At 62.0% G+C, this 24,656-nt stretch carries 24 protein-coding genes; 6 read left to right on the top strand and 18 right to left on the bottom strand.

Translation table 11 applies throughout. The annotated features are described in order from the left end of the window. Positions 1 to 142: 142 nt before the first annotated feature. The 3 genes from D0T11_RS19670 to D0T11_RS19660 all read right to left on the bottom strand — a co-directional run bounded on the left by D0T11_RS19670 (position 143) and on the right by D0T11_RS19660 (position 3,680). Positions 143 to 1,411 (bottom strand): TonB-dependent receptor, encoded by a 1,269-nt coding sequence (locus tag D0T11_RS19670; protein WP_182888511.1) that lies wholly within the window; start codon positions 1,409 to 1,411, stop codon positions 143 to 145. 114 nt (positions 1,412 to 1,525) lie between these two features. Continuing rightward, positions 1,526 to 3,283: a M56 family metallopeptidase gene (locus tag D0T11_RS19665; RefSeq protein WP_119657519.1), complete on the bottom strand. Its 1,758-nt coding sequence runs from the start codon at positions 3,281 to 3,283 to the stop codon at positions 1,526 to 1,528. Beyond that, positions 3,273 to 3,680: a BlaI/MecI/CopY family transcriptional regulator gene (locus tag D0T11_RS19660; protein WP_119657518.1), complete on the bottom strand. Its 408-nt coding sequence runs from the start codon at positions 3,678 to 3,680 to the stop codon at positions 3,273 to 3,275. The genes D0T11_RS19665 and D0T11_RS19660 overlap by 11 nt, the downstream gene beginning before the upstream one ends. 314 nt (positions 3,681 to 3,994) lie before the next feature. Here D0T11_RS19660 and hemF point away from each other — a divergent pair, with 314 nt between their 5' ends. Next, positions 3,995 to 5,005 carry an oxygen-dependent coproporphyrinogen oxidase gene (hemF, locus tag D0T11_RS19655; RefSeq protein WP_119657523.1) on the top strand — a complete coding sequence of 337 codons (1,011 nt, stop codon included), beginning with the start codon at positions 3,995 to 3,997 and terminating at the stop codon, positions 5,003 to 5,005. Beyond that, a complete protein-coding gene (locus D0T11_RS19650) occupies positions 5,005 to 5,589 on the top strand; it encodes a phosphatase PAP2 family protein (protein WP_119657517.1) in 585 nt (194 codons plus the stop codon). The genes hemF and D0T11_RS19650 overlap by 1 nt, the downstream gene beginning before the upstream one ends. Positions 5,590 to 5,894: 305 nt before the next feature. Here the strand turns inward: D0T11_RS19650 and D0T11_RS19645 are convergent, their stop codons facing one another. The 3 genes from D0T11_RS19645 to D0T11_RS19635 form a co-directional block, all read right to left on the bottom strand. Further along, complete coding sequence (locus tag D0T11_RS19645; protein ID WP_147374747.1) at positions 5,895 to 6,386, bottom strand: hypothetical protein; 492 nt, start codon at positions 6,384 to 6,386, stop codon at positions 5,895 to 5,897. Between the two features lie 58 nt (positions 6,387 to 6,444). Next, positions 6,445 to 7,116 carry a hypothetical protein gene (locus tag D0T11_RS19640; protein ID WP_119657515.1) on the bottom strand — a complete coding sequence of 224 codons (672 nt, stop codon included), beginning with the start codon at positions 7,114 to 7,116 and terminating at the stop codon, positions 6,445 to 6,447. A gap of 296 nt (positions 7,117 to 7,412) precedes the next feature. Then, positions 7,413 to 7,994, bottom strand: a complete 582-nt coding sequence (locus D0T11_RS19635) for a hypothetical protein (protein ID WP_147374746.1) — start codon at positions 7,992 to 7,994, stop codon at positions 7,413 to 7,415. Between the two features lie 106 nt (positions 7,995 to 8,100). Between D0T11_RS19635 and D0T11_RS19630 the strand changes: the two genes are divergently transcribed. Next, positions 8,101 to 8,685 (top strand): flavodoxin family protein, encoded by a 585-nt coding sequence (locus tag D0T11_RS19630; RefSeq protein WP_119657513.1) that lies wholly within the window; start codon positions 8,101 to 8,103, stop codon positions 8,683 to 8,685. Here D0T11_RS19630 and D0T11_RS19625 read toward each other — a convergent pair. The 5 genes from D0T11_RS19625 to D0T11_RS19605 form a co-directional block, all read right to left on the bottom strand. After that, the gene (locus D0T11_RS19625) at positions 8,669 to 9,148 is read right to left on the bottom strand and encodes a beta-lactamase family protein (RefSeq protein ID WP_262682290.1); all 480 of its coding nucleotides are present in this window, start codon (positions 9,146 to 9,148) and stop codon (positions 8,669 to 8,671) included. The genes D0T11_RS19630 and D0T11_RS19625 overlap by 17 nt on opposite strands. Before the next feature lie 65 nt (positions 9,149 to 9,213). Next, positions 9,214 to 9,597 carry a hypothetical protein gene (locus D0T11_RS19620; protein WP_147374745.1) on the bottom strand — a complete coding sequence of 128 codons (384 nt, stop codon included), beginning with the start codon at positions 9,595 to 9,597 and terminating at the stop codon, positions 9,214 to 9,216. A gap of 48 nt (positions 9,598 to 9,645) precedes the next feature. Next, positions 9,646 to 10,236 (bottom strand): riboflavin synthase, encoded by a 591-nt coding sequence (locus D0T11_RS19615; RefSeq protein WP_119657510.1) that lies wholly within the window; start codon positions 10,234 to 10,236, stop codon positions 9,646 to 9,648. Positions 10,237 to 10,341: 105 nt separating this feature from the next. Then, the gene (locus D0T11_RS19610; RefSeq protein WP_245991056.1) at positions 10,342 to 10,761 is read right to left on the bottom strand and encodes a GxxExxY protein; all 420 of its coding nucleotides are present in this window, start codon (positions 10,759 to 10,761) and stop codon (positions 10,342 to 10,344) included. A 173-nt stretch (positions 10,762 to 10,934) separates the two neighbouring features. Beyond that, the gene (locus tag D0T11_RS19605) at positions 10,935 to 12,353 is read right to left on the bottom strand and encodes a sugar transferase (RefSeq protein ID WP_245991053.1); all 1,419 of its coding nucleotides are present in this window, start codon (positions 12,351 to 12,353) and stop codon (positions 10,935 to 10,937) included. Positions 12,354 to 12,591: 238 nt separating this feature from the next. On the opposite strand from D0T11_RS19605, the gene D0T11_RS19600 reads away from it, so the two are divergent. The 3 genes from D0T11_RS19600 (at position 12,592) to D0T11_RS22235 (ending at position 14,866) form a co-directional block, all read left to right on the top strand. Next, the gene (locus tag D0T11_RS19600; RefSeq protein WP_317127280.1) at positions 12,592 to 13,221 is read left to right on the top strand and encodes a protein-L-isoaspartate(D-aspartate) O-methyltransferase; all 630 of its coding nucleotides are present in this window, start codon (positions 12,592 to 12,594) and stop codon (positions 13,219 to 13,221) included. A 68-nt stretch (positions 13,222 to 13,289) separates the two neighbouring features. After that, positions 13,290 to 13,847, top strand: a complete 558-nt coding sequence (locus D0T11_RS19595) for an acyl-CoA thioesterase (RefSeq protein ID WP_119657508.1) — start codon at positions 13,290 to 13,292, stop codon at positions 13,845 to 13,847. 128 nt (positions 13,848 to 13,975) lie between these two features. After that, positions 13,976 to 14,866, top strand: coding sequence for a hypothetical protein (locus tag D0T11_RS22235; protein ID WP_147374744.1), 891 nt, complete (start codon positions 13,976 to 13,978; stop codon positions 14,864 to 14,866). 128 nt (positions 14,867 to 14,994) lie between these two features. On the opposite strand, the gene D0T11_RS19585 is transcribed toward D0T11_RS22235, so the two are convergent. The 7 genes from D0T11_RS19585 to alaS form a co-directional block, all read right to left on the bottom strand. After that, positions 14,995 to 16,161, bottom strand: a complete 1,167-nt coding sequence (locus D0T11_RS19585; protein ID WP_119657506.1) for a TlpA disulfide reductase family protein — start codon at positions 16,159 to 16,161, stop codon at positions 14,995 to 14,997. Between the two features lie 255 nt (positions 16,162 to 16,416). After that, entirely contained in the window at positions 16,417 to 16,935 is a 519-nt protein-coding gene (locus D0T11_RS19580) for a peroxiredoxin family protein (RefSeq protein ID WP_182888510.1), read from the bottom strand. Positions 16,936 to 17,115: 180 nt separating this feature from the next. Beyond that, positions 17,116 to 18,576, bottom strand: a complete 1,461-nt coding sequence (gatB, locus tag D0T11_RS19575) for an Asp-tRNA(Asn)/Glu-tRNA(Gln) amidotransferase subunit GatB (protein ID WP_119657504.1) — start codon at positions 18,574 to 18,576, stop codon at positions 17,116 to 17,118. 244 nt (positions 18,577 to 18,820) lie between these two features. Next, positions 18,821 to 19,792: an LIC11966 family surface protein gene (locus D0T11_RS19570; RefSeq protein WP_119657503.1), complete on the bottom strand. Its 972-nt coding sequence runs from the start codon at positions 19,790 to 19,792 to the stop codon at positions 18,821 to 18,823. 23 nt (positions 19,793 to 19,815) lie between these two features. Further along, positions 19,816 to 20,517 carry an energy transducer TonB gene (locus D0T11_RS19565; protein ID WP_182888509.1) on the bottom strand — a complete coding sequence of 234 codons (702 nt, stop codon included), beginning with the start codon at positions 20,515 to 20,517 and terminating at the stop codon, positions 19,816 to 19,818. 91 nt (positions 20,518 to 20,608) lie between these two features. Then, positions 20,609 to 21,355 (bottom strand): energy transducer TonB, encoded by a 747-nt coding sequence (locus D0T11_RS19560; protein WP_182888508.1) that lies wholly within the window; start codon positions 21,353 to 21,355, stop codon positions 20,609 to 20,611. A gap of 373 nt (positions 21,356 to 21,728) precedes the next feature. Further along, on the bottom strand, positions 21,729 to 24,644 hold the full coding sequence (alaS, locus tag D0T11_RS23255; RefSeq protein ID WP_245991051.1) for an alanine--tRNA ligase: 2,916 nt from the start codon (positions 24,642 to 24,644) through the stop codon (positions 21,729 to 21,731). Between the last annotated feature and the right edge of the window lie 12 nt (positions 24,645 to 24,656).

Below are 24,656 nucleotides of genomic sequence, written 5' to 3'. Positions count from 1 at the left end.
GTTCGGCCAGCGGCTGCCGCTCCGTCAGGGCGGCTAAGGCCACTTCTGCTTTGAACTCAGCAGTGAAGCGGCGACGGGTACGTTTTGGGTTCATGGCGTTGACTAAGATAGCCACCACAAACTGTCCAAACTTTGGGGAGTACTACAACGTATCCAACGCGGTTTTGTAATAGCCATCAAGCGAGTAGCTGCGATAAATATCGTTGAGCTGGCTGAGCGTATTGACGGTCGTATCCAGCTGGGCCGTTCGGAGTAAGTCGGAGGAAGTGTTGTCGGAACACGCGGGGTTGGGCAGCCGGAAGGCCGTGGCCGCGATTCCCATGGCCGAGCGTTTCCCGGTTTTAATGTCTGCCTGGGCTTTTAAGTCCTGGGAGGTCGCCGTATTTATCAGGTAAGTTTGCGAGAGCACATCCGAAAAGACCTCTGCTTGTCCGGTTCGCCGGAAAGTCGCCCGTTGCCCGATATTCTGAAAATTCCGGACCCGTCCCGCGAAGTAGCTCAAATTAAAGTCGATCATCCGCTTTTTTACATTCAGCACTCCTCCTCCACTATACCGACTGTAGCGCCCCTGCCCCCCGCGAAGGCTCAGGTCGGCATTCCAGCCCTCCGTTTTCCGGCGCTTGGTTCGGATATTGATAATGCCCGCATCGCCCTGGGCCTCGTAGCGGGCGGGCGGGGTGGTGATAACCTCAAGGGGACTGACGCTCTCCGCCGGCATATTTTTCAGCATGTTGAGCAAGGCGTCCGAACTCATCTTCACCGGGCGGTCGTCAATCATCACAATCACCCCCGTTTTGCCCATCATAGTAATCGACTCCGTAGAGTTGACCGTTACCCCCGGCGAACTTTTCAGCACATCGTACACACTGCCCCCCGCCGCGACGGGCATGGCTCCTACGTTGACCACAAACCGGTCGATCTGGCGCTCAATCACCTGCTTTTCTCCTACTACCACTACCTCGTCTAGGCCCAACGCGAACTCCCCCATTACTATGGGTGGAAGTTGGAGGATTCCCTCCCCCGACTCCACTCTGAAAAAAGGCAGATAGGTGTCGGTGTAGGAGAGTTGAGTAACTTTTACCAGGTATTCGCCTGGCCGCACGGCCGGGAATTCGAAAGCTCCTTTCTCATCGCTCATCACGGTTGCGACGTGGGTAGAATCCGAATGCCTGAGCAAGTGCACGGTTGAGAACTCCAGTCCCTTTTGAGCCTTATCGGCTACGCTGCCACGCACCGGGCGCGCCCGCGTGGTATCGGTGGGCATTACTGAACAGGAGGCCGGGGCCGCAGGCGGGCAAGCTCCGGCCTGGGCCGAGGGGATGGCCCAGATGCCTGCCATGAGCGCGAACAGGCCGGCGGCCATTATCGGGCTGCCGGTTTCCGGAGCGCGGTGAACGGGTAGATTACGCATAACGCCAAGTAGGCAGGAAGAGGGCATAGCGGGCCAGTACGACCACATTCGGTAGTCGGAAAGCTGTTTTCCAGTAGGGTTGAGGCGGCGGCCGGAAGCGGCCGGCGCGGCGGTTTACTCGTCTATATGAATAGAGACTTCCGTGTTCATGTGCCCCGTAGGATCAAGCGGAGCATTCAGGAATTTGCGGTACTTTTCCGTGAGTTCGGGCGACTGTTGCTTACCGTCCACTACCAGCCCCTGCCCGTTAAGCACCAACCCGAACTTCTTGGCTTCGGGGGCAATCAGCCCGTCACGGATCAATTGCTGAGCTACCTTATGGGCATCGGGCTGAGCGGGCACGGCAACGAGTGGAGCCGGAGCTGCCACAGGGGCCGGCGCCCCCGCCAGGGACGTGGCAGGGCCAGTGCTCTGGGAGTTCTTGGTGGTCTGGTAAGCATCCTGGGCTTTAAGCTTCGTACCCGTTCCCTGCTCGTACAGCGCCCGATACTTAGCCACGATGCCGGCCGGCTGGAGCCGGCCATTTACGCTGAACGTGCGGGCAGTGAGCTTATAGGTATAGCGCAGCCGGCTCTCAATCAGCCGGTCGTTCAGCAGGTGGGTTTCAAATGAGGCCCGCAACTCGTCGGCGGTTTGCGGCGGTTGGGTTTCGCGCCGGGAAACAGCCGGCTCGCCGAGCGCTCCGGCCTCGGGGGAACCGGCAGCGCCTTTGGAAAGCGGAGCCAGCGGGGCAGCTGTTTTCGCTGGGGCAAGTGGCTCAGCAACGCCTCCGACCGACGCCATGGCATTGCCCCCGATAATTCCGACGCTCATCAGCGCGATACTTAGAATCCCGAACCCGTCCCGCGGAGAGAAAGTAGTGGTGGGCGGCGCGGCGCGGACCAGCCGTTGCACCCGGTCGTAAAGGGCCGACTCTCGGGGACCGGTAGCGGCCAGGGCAAGTTGCGGGAGCCGGTTGGCATAGGTCCATTCCGCCAGCGACGCCAGTGCCCGGGCCAGCAGCAAGGGGTTGCCGCACAATTCCGTGGCCAGATCGTCGCAGCAGTTTTCGCGCTCCGTCCGGAGGCCGGCCGATAAAAACCAGACTGCCGGGTTGTAGAAGAACACCACTTCAGCGACGGATTGCAGGACGTTGACCAGATAGTCCCGCCGCGCGATGTGGCCGATTTCGTGGGCGAAGATCATTTCCAGCTCCGGTGCCGACAAGCCGGATACGGCCCCCAGCGGCACGAGGATAAGCGGCTTAAAGTGTCCGATTACAACGGGGGTGGCCACGAGCCCGGAAGCCAGCACGCGCACCGATTGCCGCAGCCCGGCCCGCTGCACCAACTCGTTCACCCGCTTCTGCCAGCGGGCAGGCAGCGAAACCACCTGATGCCGTCTTAGCCGCTGGGTATAGGCAATTCCCATGGCGAAGCGTACACTCATGCCCAGCACGCCCAACGCCCAGAGGCCAACCAGCGTGAGCAGGTGCTGCTCCGCCTGGCGAGAGCCCACCACCAGCAGTCGAGCAGCCAGGCCAACCAGGGTATCGTTGGTGCCCAGGTGGTGGCCGGAAGACACCGCCAGCTGGCCGGCAGCGGCCGCCGGTGCGGCGGCGGAAAGAGCCGGAGCAGCCAGGTCGGAGGGCGTCAGGGTCGGGGCGGCCTGACAGTAATAGTAGCCAAAGGTGAGGACGGCCAGCCCGGTAACGGCCAGCAGTGCCAGGGCCGTTACCGGGTAGCGGAGTTGGGCCGGCCGATGGCGCAGGCCCGCCAGCAAGGCCGCCGTGAGCAGGGCCACCAGCCCCCCCTGCCACAGGGAGTGCAGGAGCGTGAAGCCGGCCGCGCGCACGAGGGCAACCGATGCAAAGGGGAGAACGTCAGCTGTCATGGTCTTGGTCGTTTGCGGGGGTGGAGTCCATCTGATCGAGTAACTTTCTAATCCGGTCCAGTTCTTCGCGCGTGTTCTTGCCTTTGCCAATGGCCCGCAGCACCAGGTTGACTGCCGAGCCCCCGAAAGCTGCCTCAATAAAGCGGTCCAGCAGCAGGCTTTGCGTTTCCTCCTTCTGGATGGCGGCCTGGTACGTATGCGGCCGGTTGTCGTAGTGCCGGAGCACGAGCTTCTTCTCCGTCATCAACTGCAACCACTTCAGGGTGGTGGTATACCCTACTTCCCGACGCTGACTCAGCACCTCGTTCACGAACCGAACGGTGGCCGGCCCATGCTGCCATAACACCTGAAGAATTTCTAACTCGGCCTGAGTGGGCTTTACCGGGATATTTTCCATGCTGCTTTCGGACTAGGCGGCGTAGGGCCGGGGGGCAGGCGCAACGCCAGCATGAATAGTGTACCCTGACTCGGTAACCGTTCATAGCCGAAGCCATCTTCGTTAGAGTCGTGACAAAAACGCTTGGTGCAAGCCTTTGCAGGATGCCCGGCAGCTGGCGGGGTTCACAGGGTCCGGACTCCACGCCACGCTACTACCGCTGAAAACTGATTCGGCTTCAGAATGGCTCAACAGTCAGCCAGCAGCCCCTGCTGGGTGGGGCAAGAGGGGAGTTCCGGCCGGCGGTTTTATTTACCTTTGCCTTAATGTCCGATTTGCCCGATTTGCCCGCTTCCGCCCTCGCCCCGTTTCCCGCCCCGCCCACCGGCCTGCCCCGCTTCCGCGACACCGTGGAAGGCTGGATGCGCCTGTTTCAGGACTGGCTCTGCCAGCAGCTCGAAGCCACCGACGGCACCGGCCGCTTCCGCGAAGATGCCTGGCAGCACCACAGCGGGGGCGGGGGCCGCTCGCGGGTGCTCACCGAGGGTACTATCATCGAGAAAGGCGGCGTGAACTTCTCGGCCGTAGAGGGCCGCATGAGCGACGCCGCGGCCCGGCAGCTGCTCATGCCCTCACCCGATTACTTCGCCACCGGCGTGAGCGTGGTGCAGCACCCGCGCAGCCCAATGGCCCCGATTTCGCACATGAACGTGCGCTATTTCGAGGCCGGCAACGGCGAAGCGTGGTTCGGCGGCGGCCTCGATCTGACGCCCATTTACGTGGACGTGGCCCAGGCCCGCTGGTTTCACGAGCAGATTGCCGAGGTGTGCCAGCAGCACGGCGCCGGCTACTACGCGCGCTTTAAAAAGTGGGCCGACGAGTACTTCTACATCCCGCACCGCCGGGAAACCCGGGGCGTGGGCGGCATCTTCTTCGACCGGCTGGTGGTCGGCCATGAGGCCGACGCCGACAGCCTGTTTGCCTTCGTGCGGGCCGTGGGCGAGGTGTACGGCCGCAGCTACTGCGCGCTGTTGCGCCAAACCGCCAATGAGCCCCACACCGAAGCGCAGAAAAAGTGGCAGCTGGTGCGCCGGGGCCGCTACGCCGAGTTCAACCTGGCCATCGACCGGGGCACCCGCTTCGGCCTCGAAACCGGCGGCCGTACCGAAAGTATCCTGATGAGCCTGCCGCCCCAGGCCGAGTGGCACTACAACCAGCCCCCCGCCCCCGGCTCGCCCGAAGCCGCCACCCAGCAGTACCTGCGCCCCGGCCTCGACTGGCTGCACGCCAGCGCGGCCACCGGCCCCACCCCCGACCCCGCCACCGCTAACCCCGCCGGCCGGTGATGGAACAGTTGCAGGCCCTCGACCGCTGGCTGCTGGTGGCGGCCAACTCCCACCGCACTCCCCTGCTGGATAAGTGGATGGTGTTTTTCACCGAGCGCTTCGTCTGGTTTCCGGCGTATTTCCTGCTGATTGTGGTGCTGGGCTACTACTACGGCCGCCGCGTGCGGCTGCTGGTGCCACTGCTGCTGCTGAGCGTGGGCCTGGCCGATGCCATTTCCAGCCGCTTCTTCAAGCCTTACTTCGGCCGCCTGCGCCCCTGCCACAACCCCGACCTGTCGGCCACGCTCAACCTGGTGAACGGCTGCGGGGGCCAGTTCGGCTTCATTTCCTCCCACGCCGCCAACGCCTTCGTCCTGGCCGTATTCATGGCCCTGGTACTGCCCCGGCGCTTCCGGGTGGCCAAGGGGCTGCTGTTTGCCTGGGCCGTGGCCGTGAGCTACAGCCGCATCTACCTGGCCGCCCACTACACCTCCGACGTGCTGGCCGGCGCCCTGCTGGGCACGCTCACGGCCTGGGCCGGCGCTACCGCCTACCAGCACCTGGCCGCCCGCTTCTGGCCCCGGGAGGCAGAACTGGCAGGCTGATTGGGTTGGTAGCCCCCCCTCACCGGGACGCCAGGTGAGAAAAGGCCGTTTGCCCCGCCAGCGCCAAAAAAAGCCCGTTGACCCCAAGGGGCCAGCGGGCTCTTTTCTGTATCGACCAACCGCTGTAGCGGTTTCGCAAACATCACATCCAGCGGCCCAGCAGGCTTTTCGGCGTTTGGGCCGGTCGTGGTTGGTACCAGTCAGTTGGACGCGCTACGGGAAGGGTTCGGTTCGGTCCCGTAACGACCGGCCCGCAAGCCCCCGGACCGGTGGGGCCACTGGGTATTGGGCCGCTGTGCCGCTGGTTACTGCGCTGGAACGCTGGTCAAGTCCAACAGCGGGGTGGTATCATCGCACATGGGCGGGCACCTCTCCGCGCTATCGCCCACCACGCCGCTCGCGTACACGGGGTTGCCTGCCTCGTCTTTGCGGGGGATCATGTCGCGGCCGTTTTTGTCAACGCCTACATACACGATGGTTTGGTCGCCGTTCGCATCAATGGCGTTGTAAAAGCGGATGCCTACGCAGCCGGGCTGGTCCTGGACCAGTTTGAAGGCCTGGTTGCCCAGGTAATAGGCCAGCGAGCCGCCCTTGCTGACGGCCGGGCTGGTTCGGTAACTCTGCACCCATTTCTGGGCATTGCTGAGCGTAATTGCTGCCCCGGCCTTGGCATTGAAGCCTTCCATCTGGGCCAGGTTAGCGGCCGGTACGGCCTGCTCCGACTTCTGGCAGCTTACGCCCAGCACGCTGCCGGCACCCAGGCCAGCCAGGAGCAAAAGGACTGATTTGTATTTCATGAAAAAAAGAAGGGTTGGAAAAAGGCGAGTTACTGCTTGAACCCTTGGCGGGCTGCATTTAAACCGTCTGCTTGGTCCGAGACGCCGTTGAAACCCGCAGTTTTTGGCGGCGTGGCCCGTCCTGGTTGAGCGAAAAGCCTAACAGCGTCCACCAGTCCTCCGGGGAGCAGCAAGGCGGGCAGGGAGGAAAATCAAGTGACAAAAGCTCTATCGGAGCAGGGGCGGCCTTTTCGATGCGTGAGGGCACAACAACGAGGCGCTCCTGCTCATCGATTGCGTAATGCAAACGCATCCCCTGGCATTCATCGTCCAACAGCGTTGCCAAGGAGTGCTCTTCGAAAAGGAAGCCAAAAAATGCGTCTTGCCCCGCTACGCTTCGCCGGTGATTAGCGGTCCATTGCGCCGCCTGTGGCTTGTCCATGAGCCGGCCGCCCGAAGTAGTGGCGGTTGCCGGAGAGGTTGCTACCACGTGGCCGCGCAGCATATCGCTCAGCAGGGCATCGGTACCCACGGCCACGAGTTGGGGCTGCTGCTGCTCGTCCAGGCCCAGATACACCCGGATGCCCACACAGTTGGGCTGATCCAACAACTTAGTCAGTTGCTGCTTGCTGAAAAAATGGCTGGCTTCCGCATTCGGGTTTGCTGTAGCGAAGCGCTCTACGGCGGCGTGCATCTGGGCAGCAGACTGAGCGGATGACTCATTTGGGAGCCGCTTGCGTAAGAGGGTCATAGGGTAATTGGGTTAAGTGAGGGCAAAAGATACGGAAGAATGGTTGGTGGAAAGCCCCCTGAAGCCGCCGCGCAAACCATACCCCCGCCTGGGGGCTCAGCGGGTCGGCGACGGCCAGTCGTGCCGGAACAGGCACTTTTTCAAAGCGACGGACGATTCAACCTCGCCGCGTCTTCGTTGCGGCGCGCGCAGAGTTTGTCGCCAGGGGTGGGTTCTACTGCTTCGCGTTTCGATATAAGCGGGGGAAATTGCTACCCAGGCCTAGGCAACCGGCCCCGTTACGGTTGAGGGGCCGCTCATACGTCGGCCGGCAGCAGGGTCCGGAGCGCGGCGGCTTCCGCTTCCAGCGCTTCCAGCCGTACCCGCAGCAAGTGGTAGCGGGCGGCGGCGGCGGGACCCAGCGCATCCGCCGTTTCCTGCGCCCGGGCCGCCAGCCACCGTCGCCGCCGGGCCGCCCCCGCCGACGTATCGGCCGGGGCCGGGGCAGTGGTCAGCAACTCCGGTAAGGCTTGCTCCCAGCGCCGGGCCAACGCCAGGGCCGCAGTCAGGCGGGCCAGCTGGCGGCGCTGTTGGGCGGCCCGGTGCTGGCACACATCCAGGCGGGCCAGCACGGGCGCGGCTTCGGGCGGCCCGGCAAACGACGGCCCCGGGCTATCAGGCGCAACCGCAGCAATGGACTCCGGGTGGGCCGGTAGCAGGCAGGCCAGCTCGTTGAGGCGTAGCAGCACCGGGCCGCTGAGGCTGCGCCGCCCCGCTTCGATGTGCTTGACCAGCTCGGAGCTCACGCCCAGAAATGCCGCCAGCTCCCATTGGGGCAACCCGAAATAGCGCCGCACCTCGGCCAGCAACGAAGTGGAGCGAATGGCTGGACGAGGCATAGGCGGGCGTTGTGTACCTTATGAAAGTTTTTTTCAGAAATAAGGTACAAGGTTGTACCCTATTTTCCATATTTCTTTCGCCAGGGTACACGTTGCCCGGTTGCTTATGCCCGACGCTCCCAACCGCCGCTTCCTGTTCCTGCTCGGCAGCACCCGCCACGCCGGCAACAGCGAGCTGCTGGCTCGCCGCGCCGCCGAGTTTCTGCCGGCCGCGACGGAGCAGCAGTGGCTGTTTCTGCCCGACTTCGACCTGCCACCCTTCGTGGATCTGCGCCACGATGCTTCGTATCCCGCGCCCGCCGGCCCCGAAAAAACGCTGCTCGACGCCACGCTGGCGGCTACTGATATCGTGCTGGTGTCGCCCCTCTACTGGTACACCCTCTCTACCCCCGCCAAGCACTACCTCGATTACTGGAGCGCCTGGCTGCGCACGCCCCGCCTGAAGTTCAGGGCGCAGATGCGGGGCAAAACCTTTTGGGCCGTGGTGGCCAGCAGCGGCCCGGCCGAGGAAGCCCGCCCCCTGCACGAAACGCTCCAGCTCACGGCCGCCTACCTGGCAATTCCCTGGGGTGGCTACCTGCTCGGCAACGGCTCCCGCCCCGGCGACGTGCTCCGGGATGAAACCGCCTGGCGGGCAGCAGAAAGCTTCTTTAGCGCCCCGGCCCACCGGCCGCTCACTGAAGGGCGTTGAATACGGCATCCCCGATTTTTTCCAGGTCGCCGGTATCGGTGTTGCAGAGGATGATGACGGCAGTGGTGAAGTCGGGCGTGGTGAGCAGCAGCGAGTTGAAGCCGTCGATGCTGCCGCGGCGCTCCAGCACCGGGCGGGAAAATGTGCGGTCGTTGTGGTAGAAACCGATGGTAGGGCGGCCCCGGGCGTAATCAACAAAGCCGGGCTGCTGGGGCTGGGTCAGGAGCCGTTGGGTGGTTTGGGGCCGGAGCAGGCGGTTATCGTGCAGGGCCTGCACCAGCTTAGCCAAGTCGGCCACGGTGGAATACACGGCCCCGGCTCCCGCGTAGTTTGCCAGCTCCCGCGTATCATTCCGGAGCGGCTCGTTCGCGTTTCCCTCCCCGAAGGTGTAGTTGTGGTAGCCGTAGGCCAGGTTCGCCACGATGCGGCTGTCCGTCAGGACGCCCGTGTTGTTCATGCCCAGCGGCGTCAGGTCAGTAACAGATAGCGCATAGTACTGGAAGGGGACAGTCGAACTTACATTTTCCCCTAACTAATCCGGTTTTTTACGTTGTCGAAAGCCCAGCCCAACAGCAGCAGGGCCACTAACAGTATAGGTACGACGAGGACGAAATCCACATCGTTGAACAGGTGCTCGAAGTCCTGTGGGTTGCGGGAGGCGTCGATACCATGCTGACAAAGGCTAGCGACCAAGTAAGTGGCGGGCACCATTACCAGCAAGAAAAGCCAGTTAATCATGTCCGGAAGCCGCCGGTAAAAGCGGCGGGTAACGAGTAATAAACCGACAAGCAGTGCGAACAATAATACAATACTCAGTAGGGCCGGCAGATTTTCCAGTTGCCCTAATGGCCGGGCAGACGCAACGTTCAGCACGTTGAGTATCCCGCACAGAACAAGTACTGGCAGGGCCATCAGCCTTCCAAACCAACGCTTTCTAAAGCTCATGTGCATAGCCCACCCCTACCGCCCGAGCAGCCTGGCCACGTACTTGCCCACGATGTCGAACTCCAGGTTCACCCGGTCGCCGGGGCGCAGGTCCTGGAACGTGGTGTGCTCGTAGGTGTAGGGAATAATGGCGACGCTGAAGCCGTCGTCGGTGCTGTTGAAGCAGGTGAGGCTGGTGCCGTTGATGCAGATGGAGCCTTTTTCCACCGTCACGCGGCCGGGGCCGGTTTCGTGGCGGAAGTGGTAGAGCCAGGAGCCGTTCTGGTCCTCCACCGATTCGCAGGTAGCCGTCAGATCGACGTGGCCCTGCACGATGTGGCCGTCGAAGCGGCCGTTAGCGGCCAGGCAGCGCTCCAGGTTCACGCGGCGGCCGGGCACCCATTGGCTCAGGTTGGTCTTTTGCAGCGTCTCGTCGATGGCCGTCACGACGTGGGTGCCGGGCGCAGCGTCCACGGCTACCACCGTCAGACACACGCCGTCGTGGGCCACGCTCTGGTCGATTTTGAGCTCCGAAGCGAAGTCAGATTCCACCGTGAAATGGATGTTGGTGCCCTCGCGCCGCACGGCGGCAATGGTACCCAGGGTTTCAATGATGCCGGTAAACATAAATCGCAGATGTTACAGATGGTGCAGATGAGAAGGATTCGTTCTGATGTGGATTCGTTCTGATGTGGATTCGTTCTGGGGAGGATTCGTTCTGGGGATGGTGGTTTAGGTGCGGCGGGGGGACCTGACGAAGCGGTTGTAGGTGAGGCGGGGAGTGCCGAAATTCAGGAGTAGGGCAACTTCCAGTTGGTAAGCGTTGAGGTAATTCAGGACTTGGGCGTGGTGCAGGGCGGTAACCTCGCTCACCGCTTTCAGTTCTACCAGCACAACCCTTTCTACTAAAATATCAACCCGGCGGCTACCGACCTTTTCGTCTCGGTAGAACAACGGCATTTCCAACTCCCGCTCAAACGCCAACCCACTCATTCGCAACTCCACCGCCAGGCAACGTTGATACACCACCTCTGGAAACCCAATCCCCATCTGCGTGTGCACCCGCATAGCCGCCCCAATAACTCCTTTAGTTAACTCCTGATACTTAAACTCCTCCATAGCCATACCCACTTCAAAAGAACGAATCCTCATCAGAACGAATCCTCATCAGAACGAATCCTTATCAGAACGAGTCCTTATCAGAACGAATCCTTATCAGAACGAATCCTCATCAGAACGAATCCTCATCAGAACGAATCCTCATCAGAACGAATCCTCATCAGAACGAATCCTTTTCATCTGCAACATCTGCAACATCTGTGATTTTATTTACCCCGCCCTTCAATAATAATTTTCAACGTGTACAGCAGCACCCGGAAGTCCATGGCCAGGCTCATGTTCTCGATGTAGAGGATGTCGAATTTAAGGCGCTCGACCATTTGGGCCACGGTTTCGGCGTAGCCGTATTTTACCTGGCCGAGGCTGGTGAGGCCGGGGCGCACGCGGTGCAGGTGGCGGTAGTGGGGCGCTAGCTGCACAATCTGGTCGATAAAGAAGCGGCGCTCCGGGCGGGGTCCCACGATGCTCATGTCGCCTTTGATGACGTTCCAGAACTGGGGCAGCTCATCGAGGCGGACCTTGCGCATGAAGCGGCCCCACTTGGTGATGCGCGGGTCGTGGTCGGAGCTCAGGGCCGGCCCCTGCTTCTCGGCATCGACGAACATGGAGCGAAACTTATAGATGCGGAAGGGCTCGGCATGCCGCCCGATGCGCTCCTGGGAGTAAAATACCGGTCCCGGCGAGGACAGCTTCACCATGATGGCCGTGAAGGCGTACACCGGCCAGGCCAGCAGCAGAAACAGGCTGGAGGCCACCACGTCCAGCACGCGCTTGGCCACCACCTGCCAGAGGGGCAGCAAATCCTGCTTGATTTCGATCAGAGGCGTGCCGAACACGTGGCTCACCTTCACCGAGCCCAGCAGCATCTGGTAGAGGTCGGGCAGGATGCTCACGCGGGCCGTAGTGCCCTCCAGCAGGGTCAGAATTTCCTCAATCACGCGGTGCTCCCCGGGTTCGATGGCAATAACGACCTGCTCGATATTGAGCGTTTCGATAAGGGCGGGCAGGTGCTGGTAGGTGCCGCGGGCGGGCAGCTCGGCGGCCAGCTGCTCATCCACGGGGGCGTTGCCGAGGGGCGTGAAACCGACCAGTTGCAGGCCCAGGTGGCGGCCGGTGCGGCGCAGCTCCTGGAACGTGTCGCGGGCCAGCACGCCCGAGCCCACCAGCAGCGTATTGAAGCTGATAACGCCCCCGCGCACCAGCCGCTGCACGCTGCTCACGGCCCAGAGCCGCAGCACGGCCGTAATGGTGAAGTGCAGCAGGAAATAGGCCGAAATGGTTTTGTAGTAATTGCGGTAGTTCTGCACCCCCTGGTCGTCGAGCAGCAGCACGAAGAAGATGATGACGGCCCCGAGCAGCGACACCCGGCCCAGGCGGATGACTTCGCCCAGGCGCGACTTGCGGAAAATGTCGTTGTACTCACCCAGCAGGGCGTAGAGGCCGGTCCAGAAGGCGGCAATCATCAGGGCCGCGCCCGCCAGGAAGGCCGCGTCGGCGGCCAGGTGGTAGTCGGCGCTGATTTCGCGCAGCAGGTACTTGCGCAGCAGAAAAAAACATACCCACGCCAGCAGGGCCGCCCCGAAGTCGGCGGCTATCAGCTTCAGTTTTTGGAGAGTACGAATCAAGGGCAGGAGAACTACGCGGACCAGCTTGGCCGCCGGAATGTTTTTTTGGGGCTGAAGACGTAGTTTTACGCTTCGGCTTCTGCCCAGTAAGGTGGCCGGAGCCATTTTTTCGGAGCTGGGCAAAGGTAGGAAATACCCGCTATCCGGCCGCCGGCCGATATTGTCGCCGCTTCCCGGCCGATTTCCGGCCGCTTTTTTCCCGCCTGCCATGCACGCTGATACGTATCGCCATCGAGGAATGCGCCGCGCGCTGGTGGAAGAGCTGCGCCGCAAGGGCATCCGCGACGAGCGGGTGCTGGCCGCCATCGGTGCGGTGCCGCGCCACCAGTTCTTCGCCTCGGCCTTCCAGCCCCACGCCTACCACGACAAAGCGTTTCCCATCGGCGAGGGCCAGACGATTTCCCAGCCCTACACGGTGGCCTACCAAACGGAGCTGCTCGGCATCCGGCCCCAGGATCAGGTACTCGAAATCGGGACCGGCTCGGGCTACCAGTGTTGCGTGCTGCTGGAGCTCACGGCCCAGGTGTTCAGCATCGAGTACAACCCGGTGCTGTTCGAGCGTACCGCCCGCCGCCTGGCCGCCCTGCAGCGCCCGGCCCACCTGTTCTGCGGCGATGGTTCGCTGGGCCTGCCCGCGCACGCGCCCTTCGATAAGATTATCGTTACGGCCGGCGCGCCCACCCTGCCCCGCCCCCTGCTGCGCCAGCTGCGCATCGGCGGCACCCTGATTATTCCCGTGGGCGACGAAACCAGCCAGCGGATGCTGCGCGTGGTGCGCGAAAGTGAGGACGCATTTTCGCGCCAGGAGCTGGAAGAGTTCCGTTTCGTGCCCCTGCTGGGCAAAGCCGGCTGGGGCGGCGGGGAATGAGTTGGTGAATGAGTCACTCATTCGCCGCTTACCTTTGCTCTTTCTTCGCTGATTTCAACTACCCGATAATGCTGCGCAAACAAAAGCCCGTAAAAGACTCGTTCGTTCGGATGACCGAGCTGGTGCTGCCCAACGACACGAATACGCTCAACAACCTGATGGGCGGCCGCATGATGCACCTGATGGACGTAGCCGCCGCCATTTCGGCCCAGCGCCACTCCAACCGCATCGTCGTTACGGCCTCGGTCGATAACGTCTCGTTCCGGCAGGGCATCAAGCTGGGCAGCGTAGTGACGCTCGAAGCCCAGGTCACGCGCTCATTCAGCTCCAGCATGGAAGTGCACATCGACGTGTGGGCCGAGGACATCCCGAACGGCACCAAGGTAAAATCCAACGAAGCCTTCTTCACCTTCGTGGCCGTAGACCAGTCGGGCCGCCCGATTGACGTGCCGGACGCCATTGCCGAAACGCCCGAGGAAGTGGCCCTCTACGACGGAGCCCTGCGCCGCCGCCAGCTCCGCCTGGTGCTGGGCGGCCGCATGGCTCCCCAGGACGCCACCGAGCTTAAAGCCCTCTTCGACCTGGTAGCCCAAGCCGCCGAAGAAGACTCGTCGGGTAGTGCGTAGTGCGTAGTGCGTAGTGCGTAGTGCGTAAAAACAGGAACGTCATTCCTATTCACCCGGCTGTTCCGCCGGTTAGGACCGCCGGGCTGCGGGCCGGGCACTGCCCATTCGCTTTCTTTTTGCCGATTTGTATGGATAACGCTGCCACCCTCGCCTTCTACCAGAACTTCTACACCGAGGCTTCCCTGTACGTGGTGGCGGAGCCGGCGGCGGACACGGCACCGGCGGCGGTAGCGGCCCCAAGCGTGCCCCCGATGCTACAGCCGGCTCCGCTGCCGCCCGCCGCACCGGCCGTGGCACCAGCCGCCGCTACCAGGCCGCCCGCTGTGCCAACTCCGACCGCCGCTGCGCTGCCCCCCCCTGTTTCGGTTCCTTCCGCCGCAGTTCCGACAACGCCAGTAGTTGCGACACCACCGCCGGTACCAGCGCTGCCCCCAGCCGTTCCGGTTGTGGCGGCCGCCTCGGTGCCACCAGCAGCGGCCACCACCCCGCCGGCTGCCGCTGTTGTGCCGGCCAAGCGGGCGGCCGTGACGCTCACGCTGGGTCCGTTGCCGGCGGCCCCGGCCGCGCCGCCCTCCCAGCCGGGGCGGGTGCAGCCCACACCCACCCAGTCGCCGGTGGCGGGCGTACCGTTTTCCACCCTGGGCAGCAACGCGGGCGGCCTCGTGGTGCTGGTGCGCGTTTCGCCCGACCAGTTCCGCAAGCTACCGCGCAACGTGTTTCTCAACAACCTGCTCAAGGCCCTGCGCCTGATTATGGAAGACGTGGTGCTGGTGAACGTGGAGCACGAAAAATTCCCGGTGGCCCTGTGCAGCCTGCGCCAGCACCTGGCGGCCCGGCAGTTCCTGGCCTTCGGCAAAAACCTGCTCGACGTAGCCGTGTACACCACTCAGCCCTACGAGCCCGTCCTGCTCTACGGTGACACGGCCTTCCTGGGAGCCAGCGAAATAGAAATACTCGAATACGACGACGGCCGCAAAAAGAAGCTCTGGCAAGCCGTACAGCGCATGTTTGGGGTGTAGGCACAAAAACGCACGTCATCCTGACGCAGGAAGGATCCTCTCCCGTAAGAGCAGCCACTACAACGGCTCGTTTCTACGGGAGAGGATCCTTCCTGCGTCAGGATGACGTGCTTGCCTAAGCCTGTTCCCTACTTCAGCACCGAGGCCAGTTTGGCTTCCAGCTCCGCGCCGCGCAGGTTTTTGCCCACGATGCGGCCCTGGGGGTCGAGCAGAATGGAGGCCGGGATGGACTTGATGCCGTAGGTCTGGCCGGCGGCCGATTCCCAGCCTTTCAGGTCCGAAACGTGCTTCCAGGTGAGCTGGTCGGCTTCGATGGCCTTGAGCCACTTGCCCCGGTCCTGGTCGAAGCTCACGCCGTAGATTTCGAAGCCCTGGCCCTTGTTCTTGTACTTGTTGTAGGCCCGCACCACGTTGGGGTTTTCCTGGCGGCAGGGGCCGCACCAGCTGGCCCAGAAGTCGATGAGTACGTACTTGCCGCGCAGGCTGGTGAGGGCCAGGGGCTGGCCGGCCGGCGTAGCCAGGCTGATTTCGGGGGCCGTGGAGCCCAGGGCCGTGGTGCGCAGGCCCGCCAGGCGCGTCACCAGGCTCTTGGTGTAGCGGGAGTTGGGCTGGCTGGCTTTGAGCTGGGTGGCCACCGAATCGGCCAGGGCGAAGTTCTCGTCGGGGTTGAGCACGTTGGCCACCACGAAACCCGACACGATGGAGCCCGGGTTCTGGCGAATCAGGCGCAACACCTGCTGCTGGCCCTGGCTCTGGAGGGCCTGAGCCTGCTGCTGGATGGCCTGCATAGAATCGGTGCGGCCAGCCTGGGCGGCAGCGGCGTAGCGCTGCTCCAGGCGGGGCATCAGCTGCTGCAGCTGCTGCTGGCTGGCCGAGAGCTGCTGGTTGATGGTGCGCAGCAGCTCCGAATCGGGGGAACCTTTCACGGTGTAGGTGGCGGGCAGCTGCTGGGCGTCGCCGGTCAGCTCCACGCGGCTGCCGTTGCTGAGCACCACCAGGGCCTGGTTCTGGTCGGTAGTTCTTACCTGATACAGGCCAGCCTCGGGCACGGTGCCGCTGAATTTGAACTGACCCTTCTCGTCCACGGTGGCCGTGTCGCGGGATACGAACTGGGTTTCGCCCAGTTCGGCCAGGTATATTTTGGTGCCGGCGGGCGCGTTGCGGAGCTGGCCGCTGAGCTGGTAACCGGCGGCGTCCGGGGTATTGCCGGTGGTGGTGGGCGGGGTGTTCTTGTTGCAGGCGTTGGTCATGCCCAGCAGGGCACCAAAATAGAGCAGGCTCTTCATGTGGGTCATCAATCGGGGAGCAAACCGGCCCGCGATGGGCCGGGGTATGGGGCAAAGGACAAACAAACGGACCGCAAGTTGCCTAATTCAGTCGAATTTGCCAGCCCCGCCCTAACCCCCACCCTGCCCGAACGGTTCCCCTGCCCGCCCGCCACTTATGGCAGCCATTGGCGCGGCTACTTCAACGGGGCTTTCCCAGGCAATGACACCTAACACCACCGTCACCTTTTCGAGCGACCATCACGGGCGTAGCTGCCCACGCTCCTAATCCAGCGGAATATACTCCGCTATCTTCTGGCCCAGGTCGCGGCCGTGCAGGTTACGGGCCAGCTCGTGGCCGTGGGGGTCGAGCAGCACGGTGGCGGGCCGGGCATCCACCGCGTAGGCCTGCGCTACCGGATTCGCCGGCCGGTCGAGCACCTGGGGCCAGGCCAGCGAATCGGCGGCTACGGCCCGCCGCCATTCGGCCGGGTCGGAATTTGCCCACACGCTCACGATGGCCAGACCCCGGCTCCGGAACTGCCCGTACATCTTACGCAGGTTGGCGTTTTCGGCCCGGCAATCGGCGCAGTCGGCGGCCCGAAAATCGAGCAGTACGAAGCTGCCGCGCCGGCTGCTGAGCGTGAGCGAGTCGCCGGCGGCCGTGGGCAGGGTGAAATCCGGGGCCGGAGGGCGGGTATCCTGGCGGTTGGCCGTGGCGGCACCGGGTTCGGCCGGCGCGCCCAGGCGCTGACAGCCGCCCGACAGCAGGAGAAACAGAAGTCCGAAGCAGAAGCCGCGCATGAGAGGGAACGTAGGTAGCAGCGGGTAATATACTGGTTTTGCCGACGCGCTTTCCCCCGCCTCGGGGCAAGTGACAGCAGACGCGCATTCAAACGGCAACGACGCCATCGGCCGGGCCGGTGGCGTCGTTGAAATAACCCATGTCTACTGGCTCACTGCCTGATACGCGGCCCTGAGACGCTAGGCGTCAAGGTACTGGCGCAGGAGCTGGTTGGCCAGTTTGGGGTCGGCTTTGCCACCCGTGAGCTTCATCAGCTCGCCCATGAACATGCCGGTAAGGCTCTTTTTGCCGGCCCGATACTCGGCCACCTTGGCCGGGTTGGCGGCCAATACCTGCGCAATCATGGCTTCCAGCGCCCCACTGTCCTGGGGCTGCTGCAACAGGCCCTGGGCCTCGGCGGCGGCGGCGGCAGTTTGGGCCGGGTTATCGAGCAGGTAGGGGAACAGCTGCTTGCTGGCTACCGACTGGCCCACCTTGTTCGCGTCGATGAGCCCGATGATATCGGCCAGGTGCTGAGTGGTGAGCGGGAACTGGTCGAGGGTGAGGGCGCGCTCATTCAGAAACGCCTTTACGGGGCCAGTTACCCAGTTGGCGGCCGCTTTGGCGTTGGGCGTGAGGCGGGTCAGCGCATCGAAGTACAGAGCCACGTCCTTCTCGGCCGTGAGCACCGAGGCGTCGTAGTCGGAAAGGCCCAGTTCGCCGGTGAAGCGGGCGTAGAGCTGCTGGGGCAGCGCGGGCATTTGCTGCTGGATGCGGTGCAGCCAGGCATCATCAATGATAACGGGCGGCAGGTCGGGCTCCGGGAAGTAGCGGTAGTCGTTGAGCGTCTCCTTGCTGCGCTGGCCGTTGGTGGTGCCGGTGGCCGCGTCGAAGCCCCGGGTTTCGCTGTCGATGATTTCGCCGGCTTCCACCAGCGCAATCTGCCGCTCAATCTCGTACTCGATGGCCCGCTGCACGTTGCGGAAGGAGTTCATGTTCTTCACCTCCACCTTCACCCCAAACTCGGGGGCGCCGTGCAGCATCACGCTCACGTTGGCGTCGCAGCGCAAAGAGCCTTCCTCCATGTTGCCGTCGCAGATGCCCAGGTACTCCACCAGCTTCTTGATTTCGGCCAGGTAGGCGTAGGCTTCCTCCGAGGTGCGGATGTCGGGCTCGCTCACGATTTCAATCAGCGGCACGCCCGCCCGGTTCAAATCCACGAGCGTTTCCACTTCGCCGGCCAGGTGCATGCTCTTGCCCGCGTCTTCCTCCATGTGAATGCGCGTGACGCCGATTTGCTTGGTTGAGCCGTCGGCCAGGCGGATTTCCACGTGCCCGTCGTGGCAGATGGGGGTTTTGTCCTGGGTGATCTGGTAGCCCTTGGGCAGGTCGGGGTAGAAGTAGTTTTTGCGCGCAAAGAGGTTGTCGCGCCGGATGTGGCAGTTGGTGGCCAGGCCCATTTTCATGGCGAATTCCACGGCCGAGTAGTTCACCTTGGGCAGCGTACCGGGGTGGCCCAGCGTAATCACGCTCAGGTTGTGGTTGGGCAGGGCGCCGTACTCGTTCTCATCCGAGGAGTACATTTTGCTGCGCGTGAGCAGCTGGGCGTGCACCTCCAAGCCGATGACGGGCTGGTATTTGGCTTTGATGTTGTCGTCCATTGAATCGCAGAGTACCGCTGGTTTCGCGGCTGATGTCGCTGATTGTGGCTGCTAAGGTAACCAGGATAGCCTGAATAGCCAGTTGCCGGTTGCCAGTACTGGTTGCCAATTGCCAACAATTAAGAACGTCATGCTGAGCGGAGGGAAGGATCCTCTCACGTGAGCACGGATCGTTGTTACGTGAGAGAATCCTTCCTTCCGCTCAGCATGACGTTCTTATTGTTGGCAGCGAAAACCCGTTCACTCAGTCGTTGAATACCGGCACGTAGGCAGCCTGGAAGTTGTTGCCGGCCTGGTTGTAAGCGGCCACCAGCTTCTGGTTCTGGGTGTTGTACTGGTTGATGAGGCCGTTGAAGAGCTTCACGTCGGCGGCCGTAAGCTTGTCCTTGCGGGTGAGCAGGTCGGTCATCTTCACGAACTGGTCGGCGCACATTCCGTCGTAGAATTTCACCAGGTTGCGGGCCGCGTCGCGGTACTGGCCGTCTTTGCTCCGGAAGGCCGGAATGGTGGCCAGCGCTGCCAGGGCCGTGCGGGCGTCGGTTTGCAGGGCCGCGCGGGCGGCCTCAAACGCCGCGGCATCCTGGGCGCTGATGGCGTCGGTGAGGCGGGCACTGGGCTTCTCGATGCGGAACTGGGCCAGAAACACTTGGTGCTGGTAAGCATTCACCTCGTTTACCTGCACCAGGTATTGTTCCAGCTTGTCGTCCTCGGCGCTTTTGCTGAGCGTCATGCCGTGGCGCCGGGCAAAACGGTTTTGCGCTGCATTCACGCTGTCGTTCACCATTTTGAGCTTGGCATCGGCTACTTCCTGAAGCTGGAAGTAGCGTTCCATATTTTCCACGGTGGCCGTGCGGGTGGCGGCCAGCATATCAATCTGCTTGTAATCGACGGAGTACACCTTCAGCATCTGATAAAATGCCTCGGTGGCATTTTCCTTGAAGTCCTTGTCACCCTCGAAAGCGGGTAGCTTAGCCAAGGCTTTGAGCGAGACTTCGTTCTGCTTCACCACGTCGAGGCGGCGGGCTTCTACTTTTTTCTCGTTGTCGGAGTGGGCCGCCTTGCTGATGTAGCGCAGGTTTTTGCGCAGCATCGTGCGCTGCTCGTTCACGATGAAGTTGTTGTAGCTCCCGGGGTCGGTAAACGTCTGGGCGCGGGCGGCCGGGGTAGCGAGGCCCGTGAGCAGGCCGGCTGTTAGGATGAGAGTAGAAAGGCGCATAGGTTAAATTGAAATGGCGGAAATTACTTGATAGAAAAGGTGACGGGCACGGTAAAATAAACGGGCACCACTTCCCCATTTTGCTGACCGGGCTCGAAGCGGGGCAGCCCTCTCAGTACGCGCAGGGCCTCCGCATCGAGCTCCGGCGAAATACCTTCCGCCACCCGTGTGTCGCGTACCCGGCCGGTTTCATCAACGGCGAAGGTTACGAAGACTCTGCCCTGCCGCCGTTCTTTCAGCGCTTTACCGGGGTAGCGGATGCTACGGCCGATGTAGGACAGCAGGGCCTGCTGACCGCCCGGAAAGACCGGCATTTTTTCCGTGTACTGGTAGTCGCCGCAGGGGCTCGGGCTCCCGGTTTCGCCATAACATTCCGTCGCGACTCTTTTACCCTCCGCGTAGGCAGACTTTTCGCGCAAGCGCCCCTGCGCGTCGTAGCCCAAATATTCGCCGTGAGTTTTATGGCCCAACTGAGGCCGGGAGTAACTCCTTTTGCCGTTGGCCCGCCAGCCCTCCACCAAGGTCAGCGTGTCGCCGGTGGGTTGCCACGTAGTAATTATCACCATTGCCAGCCGCTTGGAAGCCACGTAAAAAAGGCTGTCCAGGCGTGTTCGCGCCGGCACTTCCGTCCGGTGTACCCGGTACACGGCCTCTTCGGGCGAGACGGCGGACTGATCGGTGCCTCCCTGAAAGAGCACCGATTCGATGGGGGAAGTTTGAGCCATGCCGGATATGGTAACTATCAGCAGGCCAGCGGTCAGCAGGAGAATAGAAAAGCGCATAAGCTAAGAGAAGATAGAACTCAATAAAGGAAAATCAGCGGATGGCGAAGGTAACGGGCAGCGAGAACTCCACGTCCACCGGCTCCCCGTCGAGGCGGCCGGGCTGCCAGCCGCGCAGGCTGTTCACCACCCGCAGGGCCTCGGCATCCAGCGCCGGATTCACGCTTTCCACCACCCGGGCACGCTGCACGGTGCCGGTTTTGTCAACCACGAAATCAACCCGCACTTTACCGGTAATCCCCTGCCGAATCAACGGGCGCGGATAAGTTGTTCGGTCCCGAATCGTAGTCAGCAGCTTCATCAGGCCGCCCGGGTATTCGGGGAAGCGCAGATAGTCGACGCACTCTCGGGGCTGCCGCTCCGCCGAAAAACAGGTTTCCTGCATCAACTTTCCCTCCTGGTATTCAGCGCGGCGGCGCAGCTGGCCCGATGGGTAGTAGGTCAGTAGCGGGCCCTGACGCTGGTTATGCACGTACTCCTCTAGCGTCTGGATCTGTCCATTGGCAAACCAGCGGGTATGGGTACCATGCACTTCGCCCCTGCTTAGGTTCTGGAAGAAAACCTCCTCCTGCTTCTGCCCCGATGCATAGTAGCGCGAAAGCACGGCCGCGCCATTGGCTCCTTGCACGGTGTCGGCCCGGAGCGCGCGCCCCTCCCCGAAGCCGAAGCTGCTGTGGTTGCTGGACTGGCTGGCGTAGTACTCGGTGAGGGTTTGGGCGGCGGCGGGTCGCAGGCCGGCGAGTAACCAGAACAGGCTACCTAACAGTAGTTGCTTAATCATTGCTATAAAACGGCGCGCAGCAGAACCTGCTGAATCGGCCACTAAAAGTATTGCCTTCCGCTCACACTGCCAACTATCGGTGCTGCTCATGCCCCCTCAGATGCTGTTGAACGTATTGGGGGGGGGGCCCCCCCACCCGGCGGGGGCGGCCAGACAACCGACTACACGATGCAGAGATGCCACACTCCGCGGCTTGGCATTGTTGCAGTTGACCTTGCCGTACGGCAAAAATTACTCAAATAGTGCATTGGCAATTCGGGTGGCAACGCGTGATGTAACAAAATGGGATGTAACAATTTAAATTGTTACATCCCATTTTGTTACATCACGCGCGCATCATTTTTTCGCGGTGGGCAAAATAGTGTTGCGTTCCTTACGCCAGCTTCTCCCCCACCAGCGCCTCGGCCTTGGCAATGGCAGCCGCCAAACCAGCCGCGTTTTTGCCGCCGGCCGTGGCGAAGAACGGCTGGCCACCACCGCCACCCTGAATTTCCTTGCCCAGCTCGCGCACCAAGGTGCTGGCGTTGAGCTTGCCGGCCGTCACCAGCTCGTCGGCCAGCATCACGGCCAGCTGGGGCTTGCCGTCGATTTCGGCGCCGAGCACGGCCACCAGGTTCGGCACCGACTGGCGGAGGTGGAAGGCCAAGGTTTTGAGGCCATCGGCGGAGGTTACCTGCACCTGGGCGGCCAGGAAGTTCACGCCGTGCAAGGCCTTCACCTGGCCCACCAGCTGGTCTTTCTGCTGGTTGATGCTCTGCTGGGCGAATTGCTCGATCTGCTTGCGCAGGGTGGCAATTTCCTCGGTCTGCTTCTCGATGCCGGGCAGCAGGTGCTGGGGGTTGCCAAGGGCCTCGCGCACCTGGGCCAGCAGGTCCAGCTGCTGGTTTACGAAGGTTTCGGCGGCCTCAGCCGTCACGGCCTCGATGCGGCGCACGCCCGCGCCCACAGCACTTTCACTCGTGATTTTGAAGAAGCCAATGTCGCCGGTGGTGCGCACGTGGCAGCCGCCGCAGAGCTCCACCGAGAAGTCGCGGTCGAAGGTGATGACGCGCACGAACTCGCCGTACTTCTCGCCAAACAACGCCGTGGCGCCCAGGTTCTTGGCCTCGTCGATGGGCACGTTGCGGCGCTCATCCAGCGGAATCTGCTCCCGGATGCGCTGGTTGACCAGCGTTTCCACCTGCCGCAGCTGGTCGTCGGTAACTTTGGTGAAGTGGCTAAAGTCGAAGCGCAGCAGCTTCTCGTTCACCAACGAGCCTTTCTGGGCCACGTGGGAGCCCACGATTTCGCGCAACGCGGCCTGCAGCAGGTGCGTGGCGGTGTGGTTGCGCATAATCTGGGCGCGGCGGGCGTGGTCGTAGCGGGCCAGGAATTCGGCCTCCAGGTCCTCGGGCAGCTCCAGCACGGTGTGCACAATCAGGTCGTTTTCCTTCCTGGTATCGAGCACGCGCACCTTGCTCACAGGAGATTCCAGGTAGCCCGTGTCGCCGATCTGCCCGCCCGACTCGGCGTAGAACGGGGTCTGGTCGAGCACGACCTGGTACTCGGTTTTGCCCTTGCGGTCGGTGCGGCGGTAGCGCAGGATGCGAGCCGGAGCCTCATCCTGGTCGTAGCCCACGAAGGCGGGCTGCTCCTCCGATTCGCGTACGATGGTCCAGTCGCTCTGCTCGGCCTCCTGGGCATTGCGGGAGCGGTTTTTCTGGGCCGCCATTGCTTCATCGAAGCCCGCCTCATCAACAGAAACACCATATTCCATTGCGACCAATTGCGTAAGGTCTAATGGAAATCCTAACGTATCTGATAAGAAAAAGGCAGAATCACCAGGAATACTTTTCCTAGTATCCTCAGTGTTAACAAACGCTTCTGCAAGCTTTTTTAGCAATAATGTTTCTTCATTGTTGAGCCCACGTAATGCAGAATCGAACTCCGTGTTGTCTAGTATTCCGGCATTTTGTAGTGCCTCAACTTTGAAGTTATAATTCAGCCTTACCATAAGGTTTCCGCCAAATGATTCGTCCGAGAAACCCTCATAAACTTTAATAACAGAATTATGAGCCTTGTTATTGAAATTATTAAACATCATACTGATTTGGTCAATCAGTATCCTTAGTCCCCGGTCGATGGTTTTCAAAAATGAAATTTCCTCCTCCTCAATTACGCGCTGCACGAACTGCTGCTGGGCCTTGAGCTCGGGGAAGATGCTGCGCATCTGGTCGGCCAGCACGGGCACGATTTTGTACAAAAACGGCTGCTTCTGGTTCAGGCTCGAAAACGCGTAGCGCACGGCCCGGCGCAGGATGCGCCGGATAACGTAGCCAGCCTTCACGTTGGAAGGAAGCTGGCCGTCGGAGATGGTGAAGGCGATAGTGCGGATATGGTCGGCAATGACGCGGATGGCAATGTCGGTCTTCTCGTTTTCAGTGGCCGGCTGGTCAGTCACGGTGGCCGGGGCGGTGCCGTGGTACTCGATGCCAACTTCCTTCGCAATAAACTGAATCAGGGGCTGGAAAACGTCGGTATCGTAGTTGGATTTCACGCCCGACACGGCCATCATCAAACGCTCGAATCCCATGCCCGTATCTACATGCTGGGCAGGGAGTTTTACCAACGATTTATCGGCCAGCCGCTGGAATTCCATGAACACGTTGTTCCAGATTTCAACTACCTGCGGGTGGTCGGCATTCACCAATTCAGCCCCGGGTTTAGCGGCCCGCTCGGCCGCGTCGCGCAGGTCGATGTGGATTTCGGTGCAGGGTCCGCAGGGGCCGGTGTCACCCATTTCCCAGAAGTTATCCTTCTTGTTGCCGGGCAGAATCCGGTCGTCGGTGGTGTAGGTGCGCCACAGCGCCTGGGTCTCGGTATCGGGGCCGAGGCCGTCGGTTTTGTCGCCCTCGAAGTAGGTGACGTAGAGGCGGTCCTTGTCCAATTTGAACACGTCGGTGAGCAATTCCCAGGCCCAGGCAATGGCATCCTTCTTGAAATAATCCCCGAACGACCAGTTGCCGAGCATCTCGAACATGGTGTGGTGGTAGGTGTCGTAGCCTACTTCTTCGAGGTCGTTGTGCTTGCCCGATACGCGCAGGCACTTCTGGGTATCGGCGATGCGCTTGAAGGGGGCGGGCTTGTTGCCGAGGAAGTAGTCCTTGAACGGGGCCATGCCCGAGTTGATGAACAGCAGCGTGGGGTCGTCCTTAACCACAATCGGGGCCGAGGGCACGATGTGGTGGCCCTTGGAGGCGAAGAAATCCAGAAACTGCTGGCGGACGTGGGAGGCGGTCGGAAGGGCCATAAGGGGTACGCC

Origin of the sequence: Hymenobacter rubripertinctus (assembly GCF_003583925.1) — a bacterium.
Taxonomy (GTDB): domain Bacteria; phylum Bacteroidota; class Bacteroidia; order Cytophagales; family Hymenobacteraceae; genus Hymenobacter; species Hymenobacter rubripertinctus.
Note: the sequence above shows the minus strand (reverse complement) of the source record. Positions and strands in the feature narration are given on the sequence as shown.

Excerpts from the sequence above, each read along its gene's own strand:
- D0T11_RS19645 (WP_147374747.1), bottom strand. The coding sequence starts at position 6,386 with ATGAAATACAAATCAGTCCTTTTGCTCCTGGCTGGCCTGGGTGCCGGC.
- D0T11_RS19570 (WP_119657503.1), bottom strand. The coding sequence starts at position 19,792 with ATGCGCCTTTCTACTCTCATCCTAACAGCCGGCCTGCTCACGGGCCTC.
- gatB (WP_119657504.1), bottom strand. The coding sequence starts at position 18,576 with ATGGACGACAACATCAAAGCCAAATACCAGCCCGTCATCGGCTTGGAG.
- D0T11_RS19630 (WP_119657513.1), top strand. The coding sequence starts at position 8,101 with ATGCCCGACGCTCCCAACCGCCGCTTCCTGTTCCTGCTCGGCAGCACC.
- D0T11_RS19560 (WP_182888508.1), bottom strand. The coding sequence starts at position 21,355 with ATGATTAAGCAACTACTGTTAGGTAGCCTGTTCTGGTTACTCGCCGGC.
- D0T11_RS19635 (WP_147374746.1), bottom strand. The coding sequence starts at position 7,994 with ATGCCTCGTCCAGCCATTCGCTCCACTTCGTTGCTGGCCGAGGTGCGG.
- D0T11_RS19650 (WP_119657517.1), top strand. The coding sequence starts at position 5,005 with ATGGAACAGTTGCAGGCCCTCGACCGCTGGCTGCTGGTGGCGGCCAAC.
- D0T11_RS19565 (WP_182888509.1), bottom strand. The coding sequence starts at position 20,517 with ATGGCTCAAACTTCCCCCATCGAATCGGTGCTCTTTCAGGGAGGCACC.
- D0T11_RS19665 (WP_119657519.1), bottom strand. The coding sequence starts at position 3,283 with ATGACAGCTGACGTTCTCCCCTTTGCATCGGTTGCCCTCGTGCGCGCG.
- D0T11_RS19610 (WP_245991056.1), bottom strand. The coding sequence starts at position 10,761 with ATGAGGATTCGTTCTTTTGAAGTGGGTATGGCTATGGAGGAGTTTAAG.
- D0T11_RS19670 (WP_182888511.1), bottom strand. The coding sequence starts at position 1,411 with ATGCGTAATCTACCCGTTCACCGCGCTCCGGAAACCGGCAGCCCGATA.
- D0T11_RS22235 (WP_147374744.1), top strand. The coding sequence starts at position 13,976 with ATGGATAACGCTGCCACCCTCGCCTTCTACCAGAACTTCTACACCGAG.
- alaS (WP_245991051.1), bottom strand. The coding sequence starts at position 24,644 with ATGGCCCTTCCGACCGCCTCCCACGTCCGCCAGCAGTTTCTGGATTTC.
- D0T11_RS19640 (WP_119657515.1), bottom strand. The coding sequence starts at position 7,116 with ATGACCCTCTTACGCAAGCGGCTCCCAAATGAGTCATCCGCTCAGTCT.
- D0T11_RS19580 (WP_182888510.1), bottom strand. The coding sequence starts at position 16,935 with ATGCGCGGCTTCTGCTTCGGACTTCTGTTTCTCCTGCTGTCGGGCGGC.
- D0T11_RS19620 (WP_147374745.1), bottom strand. The coding sequence starts at position 9,597 with ATGGCCCTGCCAGTACTTGTTCTGTGCGGGATACTCAACGTGCTGAAC.
- D0T11_RS19615 (WP_119657510.1), bottom strand. The coding sequence starts at position 10,236 with ATGTTTACCGGCATCATTGAAACCCTGGGTACCATTGCCGCCGTGCGG.
- D0T11_RS19600 (WP_317127280.1), top strand. The coding sequence starts at position 12,592 with ATGCGCCGCGCGCTGGTGGAAGAGCTGCGCCGCAAGGGCATCCGCGAC.
- D0T11_RS19585 (WP_119657506.1), bottom strand. The coding sequence starts at position 16,161 with ATGACCCACATGAAGAGCCTGCTCTATTTTGGTGCCCTGCTGGGCATG.
- D0T11_RS19595 (WP_119657508.1), top strand. The coding sequence starts at position 13,290 with ATGCTGCGCAAACAAAAGCCCGTAAAAGACTCGTTCGTTCGGATGACC.
- D0T11_RS19660 (WP_119657518.1), bottom strand. The coding sequence starts at position 3,680 with ATGGAAAATATCCCGGTAAAGCCCACTCAGGCCGAGTTAGAAATTCTT.